This is a genomic window from Pseudoalteromonas sp. S1608, from assembly GCF_005887265.1.
Taxonomy (GTDB): domain Bacteria; phylum Pseudomonadota; class Gammaproteobacteria; order Enterobacterales; family Alteromonadaceae; genus Pseudoalteromonas; species Pseudoalteromonas undina.
The window spans coordinates 75,113-97,774 of sequence record NZ_PNDK01000018.1; the positions used below are offsets into that span (position 1 = coordinate 75,113).

Sequence of the window (22,662 nt, forward strand, 5' to 3'; positions counted from 1 at the left end):
ATAATAAATCTATCTCAAGCAGCTATTTCAGCGCTAACTACATTGAATTTACTTAGGTTCAGGTTAAGTAGAGAATCTTAAAAAGTGGCTAAAGCCACTTTTATTAAGTAACCGGCGAGCGGTTAAGGAGAACTATTAGTATTCTAATGCCATAGCCGCAAGCGACATAATACTGTCGAATGATTCTGCGCCAGCGATAAATAAGCCATTGTGACAAAACATAGCATCATCGATACCAGTTACCGCTTGAAATTCATCGTCTGATAATCCTGCCCATGGTGCAGGTAATGACTTTCTGTCTTCAAAAGAGCCTAATTCTGCAGGCACCGTTTGCACTATCCACTTGCCAGAATGAGATGGGTAAACGACAAATAATGCCTCATCAGATAAACTATGTACGGTTTTTTTCCACGGAGTATAGCGCTCTAACACGATTAATCGAGGATCATCAGCTTGTTTTATTGCTTGAGCAACAATCTTTTTAGCATTTAAACCACCTCGGGCAGAAGCTACAAAACGAATCAGTAAAGTGTGTGCAAATTCAACCGCTTGATCAAAAGCAGCATCAAAATCACTTTCCTCTTCCCATGTTGGGTTAAACATAGAAATTGTTTGGCTTAAGCTAATGCCTGTAGCAACCCCTTCAACATGACCACAATCAATGGCATCAATAGTTGATACAAGCCCTGCATCCACCGCATTCGCCACATCTTGGTTATCATCACATATTGCTAAGCCATATTTTTTCCACACCAAGCCAAATGACGAAAAAGGAATACCATTTTCACGAGCGCCAGCACCGCCACGCTGATGATGATCAAACCGGTTAGTTTCTGGGTCATATTGACCACCAACATCAATAACCACATCGGCGTCATTAATAATCGCATTATCGCGTGTGCGGATCAGGGTAAAAGAAGGAAAAATAATTTTAAGTGCAGCGATACTAAAAACATCATCTGCGTGAAAATTGCCGTTGTGTGTAACTATCGTTTTATCATTCATTTTTGTACATCATTTTTGCAAGAAGTGAGAAGATATTGTGATTTGAAGTGAACCACACTTTAACGCATGCAGGTTAAGGTGTGTATTGGTTTTTGAATGTAGCGATATAAAAACCGCAATAGCATTAAAACCAAAACGGGTTGCAACCCAAAGGTTGCAACCCGTTTTTTTGCGTTGATAAACAGCGCGTATTAGTTAAGTTTTTCTCTAATACGTGCAGATTTACCAGAACGCTCACGTAGATAGTAAAGCTTAGCACGACGAACCGCACCGCGACGCTTAACTGTTACGCTATCAATAAGAGGGCTGTGCGTTTGGAATACACGCTCAACACCTTCACCGTTCGAGATTTTACGAACTGTGAATGCTGAGTGAAGACCACGATTACGCTTAGCGATTACAACACCTTCAAAGGCCTGTAGACGCTCTTTAGCACCTTCTTTTACTTTTACCTGTACAACTACTGTATCACCAGCGCCGAATGCAGGTACGTCTGTTTTAAGCTGCTCTTCTTCAAGCGCTTTAATAATATTTTGGTTTACTTTTGCCATTATGTTTCTCACTTTCCTAGGTGTAACTGTCTTCTAGCCACAAGCTTTTTGGTACTCTTGCTGAAATTTCGCGAGTAATACCGCTTGCTCCTCAGTCAGAGCTAGGTTATGCAACAAGTCAGGACGGCGAAGCCAAGTTCTACCTAATGACTGCATAAGCCGCCATTTTGCTATCTCTTGGTGGTTTCCGCTGAGTAATACAGCAGGCACCTGTTTGTCGTCCAATGTTTCTGGCCGTGTATAGTGAGGACAATCTAGCAAGCCATCCGAAAATGAATCTTGCTCTGCTGACTGGTTGTGTCCTAAAACCCCTGGCACTAATCGAGCTACTGCGTCAATTAATGTCATGGCAGGTAGTTCACCTCCACTCAAAATAAAATCACCAATTGACCATTCTTCGTCAACATACGATTCTATTATTCTCTCGTCTATACCTTCATAGCGACCGGCAATTAAAATCAGTTTTTCAGAGCTTGCGAGTTCGCTAGCCCCTTGCTGATCTAGTTTGCGCCCTTGTGGCGACATATAAATTACTTTTGCACCATCCCCTGCAGCCTGTTTGGCTTCAAGAATGGCTTGTTTAAGCGGCTCAACCATCATTAACATGCCTGGCCCGCCCCCGTAAGGACGATCATCTACGGTTCTATGCTTATCAGTTGCATAGTCTCGTGGATTCCAGCAGTTAAAGTCGATTAAACCCTTTTTAACAGCGCGACCGGTTACACCTTGCGTTGTAATTGCATCAAACATATCCGGGAAAAGGCTGATAACCCCTACCCACAACGAACTTGTTTGACTCATTAAAAGCTTGGATCCCAATCTACAGTAATTTCTTTCGCATCATATTTAACCTCTTGAATAACTGAATCAGTTAAAAAAGGAATTAAACGTTCTGCTTGGCCAAATGCATCTTTACTGTTTGCTTTCACAACCAGTACGTCATTTGAGCCTGTCTCCATAAGGTCATCAACAATGCCTAAGTTATAACCTTTATCAGTTACAACCGACATGCCAATGAGATCTCGCCAATAGAATTCACCTTGCGGTAATTCTGGTAGCTGCGCTGAATCCACAGAAATTTCAACATTGGTATAAGCCATTGCTTGGTCTCTGTCGTTTACTTGCGCAAACTTAGCGATAAAGCCTTTGTTGTGGCGACGCCAGTCGACCACTTCTAAGGATTGCCATTTACCTTGCTGCCCTATCAACCACGGGCTGAAATCGAAGATCCCTTGGGGATCATCAGTAAATGAATGCACCTTAAGCCAGCCCTTTATACCATATGGGGCGCCGAGCTTTCCTACGACAATTATTGATGAGGTGTTCTCTTGACTCATGGTTACACTTACGCCTATTAAGCCGCTTTACGAGCGTCTTTAACTAATTTAGCTACACGATCTGAAAGACCTGCGCCTTGACCTAACCAGTGCTCAACACGTGGTAAATCTAAACGAAGTTTTTCTTCTTGACCTGAAGCGATTGGGTTAAAGAAACCTACTTTCTCGATGAAGCGACCGTCACGCGAGAAACGGCTATCCGCAACCACAATTTGATAGAAAGGGCGTTTTTTAGCGCCACCACGTTGCAAACGAATAGTTACCATACCGTCCTCTAAATAGATTGACTGTTTTCATTAATAAGATTTACTCCCCAGTATGGGGAGCCGGTGAATTGTACGAGTTTTTAGCAACAATGCAAGTAAGAAGTGATGCAAAAAGGCAGTTTAGTAGATTAAACCGTGATCCAAGAAGAAAAAGCATGTGAACAAGCTATTCTGTGCATAGTTTATTCAACAATAAAGAGGCAATTTACCTCTTTATTGATTGCTTTTTATCTCGTATCGGAGATATTAAAGGTTAAATTATTAAAATTTCGGGCCACCGCCGCCCATCATTCCCGGTGGTAACATCCCTTTCATGCCACGCATCATTTTTTGCATGCCACCTTTGCCTTTCATTTTTTTCATCATTTTTTGCATTTGGGTAAACTGCTTAAGCAGCTTATTGATCTCTTGTACTTGAGTACCCGACCCCGCTGCAATGCGCTTTTTACGCGAACCTTTAATGATCTCTGGGCGTGCACGCTCTTTTTTAGTCATAGAGCTAATAATTGCTTCCATTTGAATAAAGGTTTTATCGCCCATCTGGCCTTTTACTGCATCTGGAATGTTTTGCATGCCTGGCAGTTTATCAAGCATCGACATCATGCCGCCCATATTTTTCATTTGCTTTAATTGATCAGCAAAATCATCCAGTGTAAAACCATCACCTTTAAATACTTTTTTCGCTACTTTTTCTGCCTGCTCTTTATCTACTTTCATCTCGACTTCTTCGATTAATGAAAGTACATCACCCATGCCTAAGATACGTGAGGCGATACGATCAGGGTGGAAAGGTTCAAGTGCGTCAGTACGCTCACCAACACCCATAAACTTAATAGGTTTCCCGGTAATATGACGAATAGATAACGCAGCACCACCACGGGCATCACCGTCTGTTTTAGTTAAAATCACACCGGTTAAAGGCAATGCTTCGTCAAACGCCTTCGCGGTGTTTGCAGCATCTTGACCTGTCATTGCATCAACAACGAATAAAGTCTCGATTGGATTAATTGCACCATGAAGCGCTTTGATTTCATCCATCATGTCATTATCAACATGCAAGCGACCTGCAGTATCAACTAATACCACATCAATAAATTTCTTTTTCGCGTGAGAAATAGCAGCTTGTGCTATATCAACTGGCTTTTGTGAAATGTCACTTGGGAAAAATTCTACATCTACTTCTGTTGCTAATGTTTCTAACTGCTTAATTGCCGCAGGACGGTAAACATCGGCACTCACTACCAGCACAGATTTTTTCTTGCGCTCTTTTAAAAACTTAGCCAGTTTACCCACACTGGTTGTTTTACCAGCACCTTGAAGACCCGCCATCATCACAACAGCCGGAGGTTGCGCGTTAAGGCTTAGCTCTTCATTAGCTTCACCCATGGCCTTTTCAAGTTCTTCACGAACAATTTTTATAAATACTTGGCCAGGACTTAAGCTTTTAGTAACTTCAATACCAACTGCGCGTTCTTTAACTTGTTTTACAAACTCGCGAACAACAGGCAACGCCACATCGGCTTCTAAAAATGCCATTCGCACTTCACGAAGTGTATCTTTAATGTTGTCTTCAGTTAGGCGGCCACGGCCACTAATATTTTTTAGGGTTTTACCTAATCGTTCTTGGAGGTTCTCAAACATGTAACGGTTCCGAAAAGACGTTGAAATCAACTCTATTAATAAGGTCGATGTTATTAAAATTCAATTAGAAATAGTATACCGTAAATGGTGGCATACAATACAGTGCTGAAATGCTGCTTATTGAGTTTCTTTTTACAGGGTCTATGCATTTGCTTTGCTATAAAATACAATGGCCACATAACGAACACGAATTATTTGACTTCAATTAAGTGGCCAAAGCAAAATGCTGATTATTAGTTTAACTATTATTGCCAGTTTATTTTATGTGTTAGCAACGTCTCACGTGCTTTCGCGATTGTTTCACCGTCAGGGGCCGAGCCAAAAAGTTACTATTATACTCAGTACTGTCGCTATTTTGGCGCACATGCTGCTTTTAGTAAATTCGGTATTTAGGGCTGATGGGCAAGATTTAAGTATTGTTAATGTGGCATTACTGACATGCTGGATTATCGTGCTGTGTGTCACCACTGTTTCTTTGAAGTTTCCCGCAACCTTGTTACTACCTGTTGTTTATGGCTTTGCTGCGCTTTTAACCATTTCTAGCTTATTTATCCCTCATCACGTTTTATTACAAAGTATTAATGTAGAACTAGCACTAGTAGCGCATATATCACTGTCGTTATTGGCTTATTGTATTTTAATTATTGCGACTTTATATGGTGTGCAATTTTATTTTATTGATAAGCGCTTAAAGCGAAAAGACCTAGCAATAGTTCACAGTCACTTACCACCTCTGATGGTTGTAGAGCGTCAACTTTACCAGTTATTAAACTTAGGTACCGTATTATTAAGTGTGGCGCTGATCACTGGTTTTGTATTTCTCGATGGCATGTTTGCCAAAGAGTTTATTCACAAAACAATCTTATCCCTAGTTGCTTGGGCCATTTTTGCCACAATTGCAGTTGGCCATGTCAAACGTGGTTGGCGAGGAAAAGTTGTGGTAGTCAGTATAATGATTGCCGCTTTTACACTCACACTCGCTTATTTTGGTAGCCGTTTTATACAAGAAGTGGTCCTGAATAAGTTTTAACTTGACTCTGAAAGCTCACTCTAGCTTAATACGCATTGGTTTATAAAAAAAGGATCCATCGTTGGACGACATATCGACAAGTACCCTGTTTATCATATTAGGTTTATTGGTGCTTTTTTCTGCTTACTTCTCCGGGTCAGAAACCGGAATCATGTCAATCAACCGTATTCGTTTGCGACACCTCGCTAAAGAGAATCATCGTGCTGCGAAACGCGTTAGTAAATTACTGAGTCGACCAGATAGGTTGATAGGTCTGATCTTAATTGGTAATAACCTTGTTAATATTGCTGCTGCGCAGGTAGCCACTATTATTGGTATTCGCTTGTATGGCGATTTAGGTATTGCCATAGCGACAGGTGCATTAACACTTGTTGTACTAATTTTCGCTGAAGTAACGCCAAAAACACTGGCCGCCCTCTATCCTGAGCGAGTTGCTTTTCCCAGCTCAGTGATACTCAAAGGCTTGTTAAAAATACTCTTTCCGTTTGTAGTTGTTGTTAACTGGATGACCAACGGCATATTACGCTTATTTGGAATTAGTGCTGCACAAATAGATGAGCACAGCATGAGTAAAGAAGAATTAAAAACCGTGCTTAACGAATCTGGAGCGCTGATCCCCGCGCGCCACCAAAGTATGCTGACCTCAATTTTAGATTTAGAACAGGTTACCGTTGAAGATATTATGATACCCCGCAATGAAATTGTGGCGATTGATATCAACGATGACTGGAAAATAATTAGTAAGCAGCTTACTCATGCTCAACATACTCGCGTGCTTTTATACCGCGACAATATAGATGATGCAGTAGGCTTTATTCACTCTCGTGATGCATTGCGTCTTCTTACTAAAGAGCAATTCGATAAACCTTCGCTACTGCGCGCTGTACGTGAAATTTACTTTATTCCTGAGGGAACGTCGCTTAATACCCAACTACTGAAGTTTCAGTTATCAAAAGAACGAATTGGTATTGTTGTTGATGAATATGGCGATATCCAAGGCTTAGTTACCCTAGAAGATATTCTTGAAGAGGTTGTGGGCGATTTCACTACTACTCAAACCCGCACACCAAGTGAAGAAGTAACCACACAGAACGATGGCTCTTACATTGTTGATGGTGGTGCTAACGTTCGCGACTTAAATAAAGAAATGGGCTGGGAATTCCCATTAGATGGCCCTAAAACTTTAAGTGGCCTGATTGTTGAATATTTGGAAGATATTCCTGATGCTAACTTAAGTATTCGTATTGCGGGTTACCCAGTTGAAGTGCTTGAAATAAAAGAAAACATGATTAAACAAGTTAAAATTCAGCCCAATAAACGTAAAAAATAACCCAATAAAAAAGGAGCCAAATGGCTCCTTTTTTAATTAATCTGGGCTTAGATTAGTTAAAAGAATAAACGCTCTAACCAACCTTTGTCTAAATCATCCTCACAGCGTCTTAGCTGCGCTCCATAACGGCTCGCACGGTGTTTTACTTTATTGGCAACGCTCATTAACCATTTTTTCTTACGATAAGTGCCTCGCTTATAACCGCCCCACCCTTCGTGATAGTTTAAATACTGTGCGTAGGCATCCCATTTAGAAACACCATTAACTTTATGGGTTTTATAAACAAACCACGCCATAAAATCGATCGCATCTTCAAATTCATCTCTATCAGCACCACTATTACCTGTTTCACGAATATAATCAGACCAAGTTGGCGTTTTAGCTTGAGAATAACCATAAGCATCACTTGCGCGTCCAGTTGGTATTATCCATAAAAAGTATTCCATAGGAGGTGCAGCATCATGACGAAAAGAGCTTTCTTGATACATCATGCTCATTAATACGTGTTTGGGAGAGCCCCACTTGTCTTGCGCGTCTTTAGCATCAAAATACCAGTCAGATTTCTCTTCAAAGATTTTACAAATATCTTCTGGTTGCTTTGGTGGTGCAGTGGCACAACCAACTAAAGTAAGCACTAGAGATAAAGTAATAATATTTTTTTTCATTTTTTAAGATCTCACTGAACTTTTTAATAAAGCGTGGGTCTGAATCTATGAATGCAGCAGTACAGCATTGTTTCATCCCTAAAGAATATTTACGCAGCTACTATGAGCTGCGTTTTTTTTGCCTACGACTTACTTGGGTCTGTTGACCTTTCAAGGTTGAATTTGCAGCAGTCTGTTTGGTATTTAGGCAAGGCAGAGCCTATGTGGTGTGGTTATTCCCCATAAATAGGCGATAACGCAGGATTAATGCCAAGCAGGCGCTGCCCTTCGGGTTCTGCCTAGGAGCGATTTGCTCTTTGTTGCTCGGTTTTTACTTAGCCCACTAGGTTACAAACCTCGCGCCGCGATTAAACCGCTCCTAGTTTGAACAAATTGTAATCCGCAAAGGTCAACTGACCCTGAAATATGTATCTAAAAATGCAGTAAATGATTGATTATCGGCTTGCTCAATTGCTTTTTGAGCTTGGTAAGACTCTGTCGCTTGTTGCTCTAACCACGACTTTGAGAATTCAGTATAACTGGCTATATCATGGCTTTGTTTATACTTTTGAGCAAGTGAGAGTGCATAATGACCATTATCTAGCCCTGATGCTTTTAATTGCTCAACATAACGCCCTGAATAGGTTAATGTAGGATTATGCACCCACGTTGCCATGCGCTTAATAGTGTTTGAGTAATAATCAACCCCGTACGCGCTATCCATCCACTTAGCAACATCAACGAGCTGATTAAATATTTCATCACCCCATGATTCAAGACTGCGCTGCTCATTATTAAAATTAAGCATTAGGCCTTTTTCTCGGCCTTGGTTTACTACTGTATCAAGATTTTCAGTGCTTCGCGCTTGCTCTTCCCAGTCCATAGGCGCTGAGTCTTTTAATAAACAATAGGTTAAAAATACATCTAAAAAGTGTATTTGCTCTAAATCAATGCCAACTTCACTAAATGGGTTAACATCCAACGCACGAATTTCAATATATTCTATACCCGCTCTTAGTAGAGCATCAGTGGGTGTTTCACCATTTTTAGCATTACGCTTAGGGCGAATTGGCGAGTAAAACTCGTTCTCTATTTGTAGAATATTTTTATTTAATTGCTTTGGCTCTGCACTGGTGTAGTCGTCAATACTGCCATAAATATCTGAAGGCGTATTTATGGCTTTTTTAAGCCCTGCTACATATTCATCCAATGAGTTATACATCACGCGTAATGATGACTGTGCACTGTTGGTATAACCTAAGTTACCTAATCGTAGCGCCGTGCCCACTTCTAAATATAAAGTACCTTTACCCAGCTTTTTAAACGGTAAATCGCTTTTACGCCCTTGCAAAAATGAACTACACAATGCCGGTGACGCACCAAACATATAACTAATTAACCACAACTCGCGTTTAAAATTGCGAATTAATGCTAAGTACCCATCAGATATAAAGTCTTCAAGCTTCGCACTGCTTTGCTTTTGTGAATGTAGTGACTGCCATAACGTTTCTGGAAAAGAAATATTAAAGTGCACCCCAGCAATTGCTTGCATCATACTACCGTAACGGTTCTTTAAACCTTCGCGGTATAAGGTTTTCATTTTACCAACGTTAGAATCGCCAAATTGTGCTAATACAATATCGTCCTGATGATTTATAAAACACGGCATACTAATTGGCCACAGTAGTTCATCGTCCATATGTTCTAGGGTGAACTTTTGTAAATCTTTCAGCTGTTGTAACGTTTGCGTTGATGACTCGCTAACAGGCGTAATAAACTCAAGTAAAGACTCAGAAAAGTCAGTCGTGATATGTCCGTTGGTAAGCGCGCAGCCAACCCCTTTTGGGTGAGCTTGTTTAGAAATAGAACCATCGGGTTTAATTCTTAATGATTCTCTCTCAATACCGCGCATAATACCTTTAATAGCATGCTGATTATCTGCATTAGATAGCGCGTTGAGCGTGTTCTTTAAATTATAAGTTGCCAAAAAAAAGTTTCCTCGAGCCAAGTGGCTTAATCATAAGGTTATGGGGTCTAATTACCTTTACTCAAGATTAAATGAAGAAAAAACTATATGAATTTATTAGATATAGTTTTTAATGAATTTTAAACACGCTTTGTTTCACGCCATAAAAGATAATCTTGCCATTGCCACCAGCAATATACAATTTCTTTTGCATATTATTTGCCACAATACATCGTAACCTCAAAGCACTATTTCTCCCCGTACGAAAGGGTGAATCACTTGCTAAAAGTTTGGCATAACTAAAAAAATCAATTACTCTTAAAGTTGATAAAGATCATAAAAACATTAAAAAAAATGCCTTACTACTGCTATTTAAAACTTATCACTAACGTACATTAGTTTTAGTAATTACAATAGACACCCCAATAAAGAATGATAAAGGATTACTATGCGTCGTAATCAAAGCTTAATAGATGAAGAGGTCACTTTTGAAGAACATCAAGAGTTGGTTTCAACGACCGATCTTCGAGGTGTTATTACCTATGCCAATCATGAATTTTGCAGTATTGCTGGCTATGAAATGGATGAACTCATCAATAAAAACCACAATATCGTTCGCCATCCTGATATGCCTAAAGCGGCATTTAAAGAGATGTGGGACACCTTAAAGCAAGGGCATTCTTGGCGTGGTGCTGTAAAAAACTTATGTAAAGATGGCCGTTACTATTGGGTTGATGCATTTGTAACACCTATTTTTGAACATGGCCAATTGATTGGTTATCAGTCTGTGCGTGTAAAACTCTCGCAACATGCAAAACGCAGAGCGCAGAAGCTGTATGCCAAAATTAACGCTAATAAGTCACTATTTAGCTGGCGTGAGCACACCTCACTCAGACAGAGCTTGAGCATAACCGGTGTTTTAGTTTGGTTAGCTAGTGTCGCTATTTGGGGGTCAATCGCAATTGCAGCGGTTAACTTGGTGGTGTGTATTATCATTTTAGCTTTAAATTATGATGAGCTAATAGCAACACCTGCAACTCTAAAGCAGCAAAAAAGCCAGGCAGATTCGGTGTCTCGTTATGTATTTAGTGGTTCACACCCTCACAGTATTAGTGATTACCGAGAGCAAATGCTTTGCGCCAAGTTAAAAACGGTACTCGGTCGTGTTAAAGACTCAACCTTGAGTTTTAATACCATTGCCCAAGGCTTAGATCAACAATCTACGCTGACCGAACAAGGAATTTCCTCTCAGGGAACTCAGCTTGAGCAAATAGCTACTGCAATGTCACAAATGAGCACCACCATTGGTGAAATTTCTAATAATACCAATAATACCGCAGATAAAGTGGGGATCACCTATCAAAGCTGCTCTGATATAAAAAGTCATATAGCCGATAACAGCAAGATGGTATCTGACTTAGCCATGCAAGTTGAGCAAGCGGCAACCACAGCCACAGGGCTGGCCTCTGAAGCTGATAAAATTGGTCAGGTAATGAGTGAAATAGAAGGTATTGCAGAGCAAACTAATTTGTTAGCACTGAACGCCGCGATTGAAGCTGCCCGTGCTGGTGAGCATGGTCGAGGTTTTGCGGTGGTGGCTGATGAAGTACGCGCATTGTCCTCACGTACTCAAAACGCCACAGCACAAATTCATAGCTCCATTAAAGAGATTCAAGACACCTTGTTCAGCTGGTCTAAAATCATGCAGAGCACAAAACAACAGGCCGATGACTGTGTGAACACCACAGGGCAAACACAACAAGAGCTAGATAGTATTTTCATTCAAATTAGTGAAATTTCACAACTTGCTACCGACATCTCAGCCGCCGCAGAGCAACAACAAGTGGTAAGTCGAGATATTGGCTGCAATGTTGAAAAAATTAAAGGCTTGGGGGATGACAATTTACAGCTTAGTTATAGCGTAGCGCATGGCGCTGCTGAATTGGTCGAAGGGTCACGAAAAGTAAATGATTTACTGCTTACCTTTAAAGTTTAATCCACTCCTTTGAATCAAAAACAAAAAAGCCGCTATTTTCAGCGGCTTTTTGCTGTGCTTCAGATTATCGGCTAGTAAACTCTAAGCCCTCACCACTTGCATCAATAACAATGATGCAGCCTGGTTGAAAATCATTATTAAGCAGCTTTTGTGCTAACGGGTTTTCAATGGTCTGTTGTATTGCACGCTTAAGTGGGCGAGCGCCATAAACCGGATCAAAACCACTGGCAGCAATCCGCTCAAGCGCAGCATCCGTCAATTCAAGTAAATAGCCCATCTCAGTTAATCGTTCACGCAATTTACTTAACTGTATATCTGCGATTTCTTTAATATGACTATGTGCAAGTGAGTGGAACACTACTGTTTCATCAATACGGTTAATAAATTCAGGCCTGAACTCATTATGCAGTACACCCATTACCTTTGCTTTAAGCTCGTCATAGTCATTACTTCCCGATTGCTCTTGGATAATGTCTGAACCTAAGTTAGAGGTCATAATGATAACCGTATTTTTAAAATCAACAGTACGTCCTTGACCATCAGTTAAACGACCATCATCAAGAACTTGTAATAAAATATTAAACACATCTGGATGCGCTTTTTCTATTTCATCAAGCAAGATAACCGAATACGGCTTACGACGAACGGCTTCCGTTAAGTAGCCCCCTTCTTCGTAACCTACATAACCAGGAGGAGCACCAACTAAACGCGCCACTGAGTGTTTTTCCATAAACTCAGACATATCAATGCGTACCATGGCACTTTCGGTGTCAAACATATAGCCAGCCAATGCTTTTGTTAGCTCTGTTTTACCCACCCCTGTTGGTCCTAAGAATAAAAATGAGCCAATAGGACGATTCGGATCAGCAAGCCCTGCACGCGAACGACGGATGGCATTAGCCACAGCAACCACCGCTTCATCTTGCCCTATCACTTTATTGTGCAACTGCTCTTCCATTTGCAATAGTTTTTCACGCTCACCTTGAAGCATACGTGCCACTGGAATGCCGGTCCAACGTGATAAAATTTCGGCTATTTCGTCTTCACCCACTTGGTTTTTAAGTAAGCTCATTTCTTGCATTTCGGCTTGCGATGCTAAATCAAGCTTACGCTCAAGCTCGGGTATACGGCCATATTGCAGCTCTGACATACGCTGTAAATCGCTTGCTCTGCGTGCCACTTCTAAATCAAGTCGTGCTTGTTCAAGTTCGGCTTTAATGACTTGCGTACCTTGCAAAGACGCTTTTTCGGCATTCCATACTTCATCGAGCTCACGGTATTGCACTTCAAGCTCAGTGATCAGCTCAACCATTTCTGCACGGCGCTTTTGACTCGCCTCGTCTTTTTCTTTAGCCAGGGCGTTATCTTCAATTTTTAATTGAATGATACGACGCTCTAACTTATCTAAGGCTTCAGGTTTTGAATCAATTTGCAGTCGAATAGAAGAGCCTGCTTCGTCAATTAAATCAATTGCTTTATCAGGTAATTGGCGATCACTAATATAGCGATGTGATAACTGCGCTGCAGCAACAATTGCCGGATCGGTGATTTCCACTGAGTGATGTAATTCGTAACGCTCTTTTAGACCACGTAATATAGCGATAGTATCTTCAACCGATGGCTCTTCAATTAATACTTTTTGGAAACGGCGCTCAAGTGCAGCATCTTTTTCAATGTATTTACGATATTCATCTAAGGTCGTTGCACCTACGCAATGAAGTTCACCACGTGCTAATGCAGGTTTTAACATGTTACCCGCATCCATAGCGCCATCACTTTTACCAGCGCCAACAATGGTATGAATTTCATCAATAAACAAAATCACTTGGCCTTCTTCTTTGGCCAATTCATTTAAAACTGATTTTAAACGCTCTTCAAATTCACCTCGGTATTTGGCCCCAGCAACCAACGCGCCTAAATCAAGCGAGAGTACGCGCTTATTTTTTAAGCCCTCTGGCACCTCCCCATTAATAATACGTTGCGCAAGCCCTTCGGCAATCGCGGTTTTACCCACCCCTGGCTCACCAATTAACACAGGATTGTTTTTGGTGCGGCGTTGTAATACTTGGATGGTGCGACGAATTTCATCATCACGGCCGATTACAGGGTCAAGCTTACCTTGCTCCGCCCGCTCAGTTAAATCAATAGTGTACTTTTCAAGTGCTTGACGAGTTTCTTCAGCATTAGGATCATCAACTTTTTGACCACCGCGAATTGCTTCTATGGCAGTTTCAACTTTGTTAGCAGTGATATTAAGTGCTTTAAATACACTGCCAAGCGGCCCTTTATCTTCACATGCAACTAAAACAAACAGTTCGCTTGAGATATATTTATCTTTGCGTTTTTGGGCATACTTGTCACACAGATTAATAAGTGAAACCATGTTGTTTGACAATTGCACATCGCCACCAACACCTTCCACTTTAAATAACTTTTCTATCTCTTGAGATAGTTTGGTATTGAGCTCGTCAATACTAATACCCATTTGCGCAAACAAGGCACGCACACTTGAGCCACTTTGTTTTAACAAAGCGTACATTAGATGCACAGGTTCAATAAATTGATGATCGCGACCTAGCGCTAATGATTGCGCATCTGAAAGCGCAGACTGAAATTTACTTGTAAATCTATCTAAACGCATGGGGGTTTACCTATAAAAAAACGAATTACTTTATAAATGGGTATGTTAGCGGATTTGTTCAAGGTATTGAGGGAAAAATAATCACTTAATAGTAATTTACTTGCGCCAGATCAAACTTGCCATACGACCGGTTTGGCCGTCACGTCGATAAGAAAAAAACTGATTTTTTTGAGAGAACGTGCAGTATTCACCACCACTAATATTCACAACACCCCGTTGGTTTAGCAAAATACGCGCTATGTAATAAATATCAGCTAAATATTTATCGTTATTTTGAGGTTTAAACGCATCATGCAAAGCTGGATTGTTGGCTGTAAATGTTGCAACGACCTCTTGGCCGACTTCAAATTGGTCAGCCCCTATTGCAGGACCTAACCAAGCATGTAAGTTCGTTGGTGCATGCTTAAAATAGCTAACTGTATTATTAATGATCCCTTGCGCTAACCCTCGCCAACCGGCGTGAATTGCAGCCACTTCCAGGCCATCGCTTGAGGTAAGTAAAATAGGTAAACAGTCAGCGGTCATTATAGCTAAAGGTTGATTATATAATTGCGTGTAAAGCGCATCCCCCGTCAGAGTTTGGCTAAAATCAAACCCTTCATCCACTCTAATTACATCAGCGCTATGAACCTGATTTAACCAAACAGCAGGATTAGGTATGTAGCTATTTACATGCGCTCGATTGGTTAATACATCTTGGTTGTTATCACCTACATGCAATCCTAAATTCAAGCTATCAAATGGAGGCTTTGATACGCCTCCATCCCGTGTAGTACTCAATGTGCCTACACCCTGAATAGATTGCCATGTAGCTGATAAGCCAGACATAATTAACTAGCTATGTCTGGATTTGCTTTTGTATCTTCACGCAGTGCTTGAGTCATCTGAACCATATCATCAGGGATAGGTGCTTGCCAGGTCATCATTTCACCGGTAATTGGATGAGCAATGCTTAATTTAACAGCATGGAGCGCTTGACGCTTAAAGCTACGCAGTAACTCAAACAGCTCAGGCGTTGCTCCTTTTGGTGGACGAGGACGACCGCCATAAGATTGATCGCCAATTAATGGGTGGTTTAAGTACGCCATATGCACGCGAATTTGATGCGTACGTCCGGTTTCAAGGCGTAAACGCAAACGAGTATGAGCACGGAACTTTTCTGCCACACGGTAATGCGTAATCGCTGGTTTACCCATTTCATGAACTGCCATATGCGTACGCTGAGTTGGATGGCGGCCAATCGCTTTTTCAACCATACCACCGGCAGTCATAGTACCATTACATAACGCTTCATATTCACGTGTGAAATTTTCGCGCTTTTGTAAGGCTTTCACCAGGTGAGTTTGTGCCTGAATCGTTTTCGCGACAACCATTAAACCTGTGGTGTCTTTATCTAGACGATGCACTATACCCGCGCGTGGCACGTTGATAATGTCTGGAAAATGATGAAGTAACGCATTTAACACCGTACCGTCAGGATTGCCTGCACCAGGATGAACCACTAATCCCATTGGTTTGTTGATCACTAAAATATCATCGTCTTCATAAACGATGTTTAATTTGATATCTTGTGCTTCGTATTCACGAGGTGCTTCTATTGTTGTTTCAACAGCCACAACTTCACCACCGAGTAATTTTTCACGCGGGGTGTTGAAAATTTCGCCATCAACGGTGATTTTATCATCTAAAATCCACGTTTTTATCCGTGATCGTGAATAATCAGGGAACAATTGTGCTAATACTTGGTCTAGACGTTTACCACCTAAGTCTGTTGGGACCTCGGCTTGGAGAGATATTTGCTCTGACATTAGTAACTTTACCCAATTTACCAGTGCAAGCTTTGCTTGACTGGGTTAGAATCGCTTTTAATAAAAGCATAACATAATACGCATAGTTTACTCGGTTTTACCCACTTGGCCTAGCCGAAGACATCGAAGGTAACAAATAAAATGATAAATAAAATAGGGAAACGTGCATTCGCCATTGTTTTTTCAGTTTCAGTGCTTAGTTTAGGAGCTTGTTCGTCTGCGCCTGACCAAGAAGATATTCAACGAGTACCAAACAGATCAGCACAAGCACTATACGAAGATGCAAAACAAACGCTTGATTCTGGTTTATACGCACGTGCAATTGAGTTGTTAACGGCAATTGATTCTCGCTACCCGTTTGGCCCGTTTTCAAAGCAAGTACAAATGGATTTAGTGTATGCACATTACCAATCAGGTAATACAGAGCAAGCACTGGCGACAATTGACCGCTTCATTCGCTTAAACCCAAACCACAAAGATTTAGATTACATGTATTACATGCGTGGCTTGGTTAATATTAAAGCTGATAAAAATGCTTTCCAAGAATACTTTGGTGTAGATAGAGCCGACAGAGATGCTAAACGCACCCGTGTTGCTTATACCGACCTATCAACCTTAGTTAAACGTTTTCCAGAAAGTGACTATGCGCCGGAGGCAAAACGTCGTTTAGTTTGGTTATTAAACCGTATGGCTCGTTATGAGCTGAAGGTTGCAACTTACTATTATGAACGTGAAGCCTATTTAGCAGCTGCGAATCGCGGCAAGTATGTGGTAGAGCACTACTCACAAAGTAGCTACCTAGATGCAGCATTAGCCATGATGGAAAAAAGCTACGATAAGCTTGGGTTAACTGAATTAAGTGATAATGCAGCGCAAACACGCAAATTTAACAGTAGAAATAAATAACACAAAAAAGGCGCTACTTTTAAATTAAAGTAGCGCCTTTTTTATACTCAAGACAACGATTATATTGCGTCTTCATCTTCTTCTGCGGTACGAATACGAACAACACGCTCTACCTCAGTGACAAATATTTTACCATCACCAATTTTACCTGTTTGTGCGGTTTTAACAATCACATCAATAGCACGTTCTACATCTTCATCACCAAGCACAATGTCCAGCTTTACCTTAGGTAAAAAATCAACCATATACTCTGCACCACGGTATAGCTCAGTGTGGCCTTTTTGACGCCCAAACCCTTTTACTTCACTTACTGTCATACCCGTAATACCAACATCAGAAAGTGCTTCGCGCACATCATCGAGCTTAAACGGTTTAATGATTGCTTCTATTTTTTTCATATTAGTTACTTTTGAAAGCCTCAGTTGCCTCGATTTTAGACAATCATGAGGTTCATAGCAAACAAAGTGATTGAATAGCACAGGTGAAAAATAATCATGGTATGATTATTTTAATAAAAATAACTATACTAGGGTCTGTTGACCTTTCAACATCATCGAGTTAATGAGATTTATATGAAAACCAAGCATACAGGATTTACTCTATTAGAGTTAATGGTTACCGTTGCTATTGTTGCGATAATAGCGAGTATTGCAATATGGAATAGTAGCGATATGCTGGAAGAAAACCGAGGCGAAAACTTTTTATTGGAGCTAAAGCGTAATATTAGTTTTGCGCGATCACAAGCAGCTAGTACTGATGAAATCGTGGTTATTTGTGCAGCTCAGCATTCGGAGGTTAAAAATAATGATGATAGTATGCAATGCCGAGCAAGGTGGGATCGTAATAAAGTTATTATTACCTTTATTGATGCAGATAATGATGGTCAATATAATTCCTCATCTGACAGCTTAATTCGCGTTATGGAAAAAATTAACCTTAATGATAAGGTAACATTCACAGCTGGAGATAGACGAATACGGTTTAACACCAGCGGTCGTATCACCACTAAACCTGGAAATTTTATTTTTTGCCCTAATGGTACTAATGAAAATAATAAAGGGTTAACACTGTCTCAATCAGGGACTGCTTTTTATATAGGTGACACAACTCAAACCTGCAGCTAAAAGCCATTTCATACTTTGTCGTTTTTTGATTATTTACTAAACTAATATAATGGACTGTTCAATGTAAGGCTTCAGGGATGAAGTTAATTATAAGTGTTCACAAAAACGATGGCGTTACGCTAGTAGAATTACTAATAACCATTTCAGTTATAGCAATACTGAGCCAACTCTCTTTATGGTTTGTTCCTGATTTCTTGGCGCTCAATCGCGCTGATAATCAGGTGAATTTATTACACCGAAATATTAATTTAGCACGTCTTTATGCTATAGAGCATGGCAGCTACGTAACGCTGTGCGCTTTAAAAGATAAACAATGTTTAGATGGTGAGTGGCACACGGGTGTGTCACTATTTACTGATAATGACAAGTCAACATCTTTGGATAATGACGAACGTCTTATTAGTACCTTTGAACATACCCATCCCTCTGATAGCTTAGAGTACCCTCGCACTGCAATAACTTTTAGACCTGACGGCTCTTTAAATGGCTTTCAAAACGGTACTTTTATCTATTGCCCAAATAACGAAAAAGCAAGCCTTGAGGGGCTTGCTCTTTCTATAAGTCAAACAGGTCGCATACGGATAAAGTCCACAAATAGATGCAAAAATAACTAACCTGAACTCTGGTTAAGAGATTTACTAATATATTGAATCATAGTGATAGCTAGGTGGATTTTCTATAGCCAGAGACTCACAGTGAAAACAAGGTGGATTTTCGCGTCAATAGCTGGACTATTGCAAGTAAATTCAACGCAATTAGCGCTAAAAGTAGCTACTTGAGATGGGTATATAATCCAGAGTAAGGTTTACCTGCATTATCTACCCCAACAATAATTTATATCTGATTTACCTTTGGTGCCTTTAGCCCCTTTTAAGCCTAAGTCATTAATAGACAGCTCAGTACAATCAGCATCCCCTTTCACCGCTCCAGCGATGGGTTTAGCTGTAATTGTAAATTCATTGCTATCAACCACATTAATTGCCAACTCAAAATGCCCGTTTTCAGTTTTACTTTGAATACCTAAGTCGCTAAACGAAGTCGAATAAACTCGGTTATCTACAAAGTATTGCTCTTGCTTGTTTGCCGCATCTAACAGCGCAGATGCTGCTTCTGCGCGTGATGCCCTTTTTACATACTCAGTGTAATTCGGCAGTGCAACTGCAGCAATGATGCCAACAATCGCAACTGTGATCATTAACTCAATTAATGTGAATCCTTGTTGTGTCTTGTTCATATACAGCCCTTAATTGTTTATTTCGTCGTTTTCTTCACGCTTATAAATATATGTTTGCTGCGTTTTAAAGCCAAAACCAATGGGCTCTTTATCATTAACCAGCTTGATTGTACCGTCAACCACTTTTAAACCAGGTCCTGTAATTTCTACAGGTTTAAGAGGGTTTTCGGCTTGCTCACCTTTTATTCCAGGACCAATTAGAAAAAACTGACTTTCTTCGATAACGTCTTCTTCTGGATTATCATCACACTTTCCATCACCGTTCGAATCGGTACAAGAGTTAGTTGCACCAAAATAAAGCTGTGGTGTATCGGGTACGTCATAACTGGTTGCAAATTTGAGCTGATCATACACTTTTGTACCATAATGCAAATGAAACGCATAAAGCGCACCACCGCCCCCACTTAAAGAACATTGATTCTCTACAACGGCATCAGATGCTGGCGTGAAAGAGGTAAAATAAGCAACCCCACCAACAACAGTAGCTGCAGCTAATGACTTTTCACCTTTGGCTAATTCATAGCGCCACCCTTTCTTTTTTGCCAACTCAGCTTCAACAAGATTAAAACCATCTATGTCATCTAGAGTATTACCAAACGGGTCATCGTTCATAATCATTAAGTCGGATGGTTTAATTGCAGCAGGCGCATTGATTTTAAATGAGCGTGTCAACGTATTTTCATCACGGATCATAAACAATTGATCTTGCTCATTTGTATTCGTTGGTTTTGAACGATTACCACTGCCGATAACAACAGCATCATAAGGAGTATCTAAACGGGTAATAACCTTATCACCGTTGATGGTCGTCTCTGTTACTTTACTAAACAAGGTACGCGCAACTAAAGGCTTATAAAAGAAACGTCTATCTTGGGTATTTTGATTGCTACCAAGCTCTGCAAGTTTGAAATGGCTGAACTCGCTGCTATCTTCTCCTGGCATATCAATTCGCCAAATATTACCACCGGTATCTGAAGCATAAATTCGGTCAATATAGCCGTCATAATCTGAATCAAGCGTAGTTAAATCAGCGGCAATGCTATGCTTACCTTTAAAACCATTGCTATCCGGGGTTAACGCCCAAACTAAACTGCCAGTTTTTGCTTCAACAATATAAATGCCCCGGCCGCTGGTGTCCTCAGACCTAATTGCGGCGTCTTTATTAATATCGTAACCTGCACCAAATACGAGTAAAGGTTTATTACCAAAGGCTTTAATATAAGCTATTTGCGGTTTTGACCATGTTTGTGCTAATTCCGTAAAGTCGCCTTTGCCGCCTTCAATTGGTTTGCTCCAAAGGCGCTTTGGCTGGTTCGGGTTTGTAATATCTAAGCCGTAGTAATTCTTGCCACCACGACGCATACCAGCAAAAGCCCAAACAGCATCTCCTTTACTAGCATCTATAATACCGTCATTTAAACCTTCGCTATTTAAACTCTTATTACTAAAGTAAACACTGATAGGGCCGTCCATACCATATACTTTACTATCCGCTTGTTTATTTCTGAGTGGTTTAATAATGTCAAATAATGCTGAAGGTATAAACGCCCAGCTTTCACTTACAGTCTCACCAGCATCTTTAAACATGTGTAAAAACCCAGCATTTGTTCCTATAAGAATTCGTATATCATCATTGCCATAGTCGATGGCAATAGGTTTTGAATGTAATGGGTCGCCAAAAATATCAGATCGTTGATCTTGTGATGAACCATCTTTATCCTCATCATCAACGTCGACCCCTCTTGCCCAATTCACATCTTGACTAGATAGGGACAACGGGTTATTGGTAACCCCGCTAAGAATGTCACTAACAACCGAAGTATTAAAACTAACAACAGAGCCTTGATTCTCCGTAAATAAATTACGAGCAAGCGGATCTATCGTGCTTAAATAATGATTAACACCACCTTGTGCAACAGCATTACCATCAGCGGGTTGGCCTGCAGGAAGCCAAAATGTTTTTGCATCTTTTGAGATTAAACCTTCGCTATTAAGAGCAGGCTTGTTAGTTGCGTCAACAATCTGACTACCTGAAACTTTTAACTTTTTGAGGTTACCACGCCAGCGCGCACCAGTTTCTGGATAAAACATTGCAAAATAAATAGCATCACGGCTTCGAGTTTGATCTACGTTATTACTGGCCACTGATGGCGATGAAAAACTATCGTTTACTTCACGAATACGAGAAATCGTATTTTTGAGTGCGTCTGATAATTGTGCTGCAGTATTTGCATGTAAATATTGTCCACCGCCGTAGTTTGCTGTCTCAGTAAGTAGGTTCTTTCCTGAGTTGCTCATACCCGTACCAAAACCAATAGGAAATACACGTCCAATATCAAGCACATTATTGGTTTTGCTATACAAATCAACTTTTACATCATCTGTACCATGGATAATTTTCGCCAATGCTGCTAAATAACTATTACTAACAGCAGGTGCATTTTCAGAAAAATAGTCATCATGGAGATTATATATATCATTATTTCTGTTAGAGTCGTTTGTAGGGTCGCCGTCTGTCATTAAAATAATGTTGATACTATTATCACAACGTAATGGCTCACCAGCTACAGGGGCAAAGGGTGATTTATAAACTCCTGATGACTCTGCGGTAAAATCTCGATTATTAGTATTACCGCCATAGTAAACGTTTTGGCCTGTTATATATAAATACGCTTCCCACAATGTTTCAGTTAATGGGGTTGATCCGCTGGCAGGTAGCTCATCAACTTTATTTAGCAACGTTGATTTTGCAGCACCAACTCTGGCTAGTACATACCCACCATTACTACCATTAAAGCGCATTAAACCAAATTCGATATCATCATTATCGTTCACTAACTGTGTAATCGCATTTTGTGCAACTCTTAAACGACTATCACTACATGTGGCTTCATAATTGTAGTAACTAGTTCTTTTGTAACATTGCTCATTTCGTTTATAGCTATCTTTACTTTCAAAGCAATCAACCTCGTAATAGCTATTACCGCTTCTTTTGTAACACTTTTCTCCATCGACCACATCCCAGGCCATACTGCCCGAGGTATCAAAAATCATAATAACACGTGGCTTTTCATTAGTTTCCACATTGTGGTTAACATAGAGCTCAATGTCTTCACCATTCGCTGATAAACTAATTAATACACTAAATATAGAAATGAGTATTCTCTTTAACGTAAGTTTCAT

At 40.4% G+C, this 22,662-nt stretch carries 20 protein-coding genes; 6 read left to right on the plus strand and 14 right to left on the minus strand.

Annotated features, from left to right (window positions below; all coding sequences use genetic code 11):
- Positions 1-135 precede the first annotated feature (135 nt).
- From CWB75_RS08890 to ffh, 6 genes are all read right to left on the minus strand, one after another.
- Positions 136-1,005 (minus strand): MYG1 family protein, encoded by an 870-nt coding sequence (locus CWB75_RS08890; RefSeq protein WP_010391312.1) that lies wholly within the window; start codon positions 1,003-1,005, stop codon positions 136-138.
- 191 nt (positions 1,006-1,196) lie between these two features.
- Positions 1,197-1,556, minus strand: a complete 360-nt coding sequence (rplS, locus tag CWB75_RS08895; protein WP_008114473.1) for a 50S ribosomal protein L19 — start codon at positions 1,554-1,556, stop codon at positions 1,197-1,199.
- A 33-nt stretch (positions 1,557-1,589) separates the two neighbouring features.
- Positions 1,590-2,357: a tRNA (guanosine(37)-N1)-methyltransferase TrmD gene (gene trmD / locus CWB75_RS08900; protein ID WP_013464494.1), complete on the minus strand. Its 768-nt coding sequence runs from the start codon at positions 2,355-2,357 to the stop codon at positions 1,590-1,592.
- On the minus strand, positions 2,357-2,893 hold the full coding sequence (rimM, locus tag CWB75_RS08905; protein ID WP_008114470.1) for a ribosome maturation factor RimM: 537 nt from the start codon (positions 2,891-2,893) through the stop codon (positions 2,357-2,359). The genes trmD and rimM overlap by 1 nt, the downstream gene beginning before the upstream one ends.
- Before the next feature lie 17 nt (positions 2,894-2,910).
- Complete coding sequence (gene rpsP, locus CWB75_RS08910; RefSeq protein ID WP_008114468.1) at positions 2,911-3,159, minus strand: 30S ribosomal protein S16; 249 nt, start codon at positions 3,157-3,159, stop codon at positions 2,911-2,913.
- 261 nt (positions 3,160-3,420) lie between these two features.
- Entirely contained in the window at positions 3,421-4,800 is a 1,380-nt protein-coding gene (gene ffh / locus CWB75_RS08915) for a signal recognition particle protein (protein WP_010391303.1), read from the minus strand.
- Between the two features lie 223 nt (positions 4,801-5,023).
- Between ffh and CWB75_RS08920 the strand changes: the two genes are divergently transcribed.
- On the plus strand, positions 5,024-5,830 hold the full coding sequence (locus CWB75_RS08920; RefSeq protein ID WP_010391302.1) for a cytochrome C assembly family protein: 807 nt from the start codon (positions 5,024-5,026) through the stop codon (positions 5,828-5,830).
- Between the two features lie 61 nt (positions 5,831-5,891).
- Entirely contained in the window at positions 5,892-7,160 is a 1,269-nt protein-coding gene (locus CWB75_RS08925) for an HlyC/CorC family transporter (RefSeq protein ID WP_010391300.1), read from the plus strand.
- Positions 7,161-7,216: 56 nt separating this feature from the next.
- On the opposite strand, the gene CWB75_RS08930 is transcribed toward CWB75_RS08925, so the two are convergent.
- Both CWB75_RS08930 and gshA read right to left on the minus strand, forming a co-directional pair.
- Positions 7,217-7,825, minus strand: coding sequence for a transglycosylase SLT domain-containing protein (locus tag CWB75_RS08930; protein WP_010391298.1), 609 nt, complete (start codon positions 7,823-7,825; stop codon positions 7,217-7,219).
- Positions 7,826-8,213: 388 nt separating this feature from the next.
- Positions 8,214-9,791 (minus strand): glutamate--cysteine ligase, encoded by a 1,578-nt coding sequence (gene gshA / locus CWB75_RS08935; RefSeq protein WP_010391296.1) that lies wholly within the window; start codon positions 9,789-9,791, stop codon positions 8,214-8,216.
- 427 nt (positions 9,792-10,218) lie between these two features.
- On the opposite strand from gshA, the gene CWB75_RS08940 reads away from it, so the two are divergent.
- Entirely contained in the window at positions 10,219-11,766 is a 1,548-nt protein-coding gene (locus tag CWB75_RS08940) for a methyl-accepting chemotaxis protein (protein ID WP_138570445.1), read from the plus strand.
- Positions 11,767-11,830: 64 nt separating this feature from the next.
- On the opposite strand, the gene clpB is transcribed toward CWB75_RS08940, so the two are convergent.
- The 3 genes from clpB to rluD all read right to left on the minus strand — a co-directional run bounded on the left by clpB (position 11,831) and on the right by rluD (position 16,215).
- On the minus strand, positions 11,831-14,407 hold the full coding sequence (gene clpB, locus CWB75_RS08945; RefSeq protein WP_055011720.1) for an ATP-dependent chaperone ClpB: 2,577 nt from the start codon (positions 14,405-14,407) through the stop codon (positions 11,831-11,833).
- A gap of 96 nt (positions 14,408-14,503) precedes the next feature.
- Positions 14,504-15,235: a peptidoglycan editing factor PgeF gene (gene pgeF / locus CWB75_RS08950; protein WP_138570446.1), complete on the minus strand. Its 732-nt coding sequence runs from the start codon at positions 15,233-15,235 to the stop codon at positions 14,504-14,506.
- A 2-nt stretch (positions 15,236-15,237) separates the two neighbouring features.
- A complete protein-coding gene (rluD, locus tag CWB75_RS08955; RefSeq protein ID WP_010391291.1) occupies positions 15,238-16,215 on the minus strand; it encodes a 23S rRNA pseudouridine(1911/1915/1917) synthase RluD in 978 nt (325 codons plus the stop codon).
- Between the two features lie 141 nt (positions 16,216-16,356).
- On the opposite strand from rluD, the gene CWB75_RS08960 reads away from it, so the two are divergent.
- Complete coding sequence (locus CWB75_RS08960) at positions 16,357-17,121, plus strand: outer membrane protein assembly factor BamD (RefSeq protein WP_010391290.1); 765 nt, start codon at positions 16,357-16,359, stop codon at positions 17,119-17,121.
- Positions 17,122-17,180: 59 nt separating this feature from the next.
- Here CWB75_RS08960 and CWB75_RS08965 read toward each other — a convergent pair whose 3' ends face one another.
- Positions 17,181-17,519 carry a P-II family nitrogen regulator gene (locus tag CWB75_RS08965; protein ID WP_008114445.1) on the minus strand — a complete coding sequence of 113 codons (339 nt, stop codon included), beginning with the start codon at positions 17,517-17,519 and terminating at the stop codon, positions 17,181-17,183.
- A gap of 174 nt (positions 17,520-17,693) precedes the next feature.
- Between CWB75_RS08965 and CWB75_RS08970 the strand changes: the two genes are divergently transcribed.
- A complete protein-coding gene (locus tag CWB75_RS08970) occupies positions 17,694-18,245 on the plus strand; it encodes a GspH/FimT family pseudopilin (RefSeq protein ID WP_138570447.1) in 552 nt (183 codons plus the stop codon).
- 77 nt (positions 18,246-18,322) lie between these two features.
- On the plus strand, positions 18,323-18,859 hold the full coding sequence (locus tag CWB75_RS08975; RefSeq protein WP_138570448.1) for a GspH/FimT family pseudopilin: 537 nt from the start codon (positions 18,323-18,325) through the stop codon (positions 18,857-18,859).
- A gap of 200 nt (positions 18,860-19,059) precedes the next feature.
- Here the strand turns inward: CWB75_RS08975 and CWB75_RS08980 are convergent, their stop codons facing one another.
- A complete protein-coding gene (locus tag CWB75_RS08980) occupies positions 19,060-19,479 on the minus strand; it encodes a type IV pilin protein (RefSeq protein WP_055011717.1) in 420 nt (139 codons plus the stop codon).
- Between the two features lie 9 nt (positions 19,480-19,488).
- The gene (locus CWB75_RS08985) at positions 19,489-22,662 is read right to left on the minus strand and encodes a pilus assembly protein (protein WP_138570449.1); all 3,174 of its coding nucleotides are present in this window, start codon (positions 22,660-22,662) and stop codon (positions 19,489-19,491) included.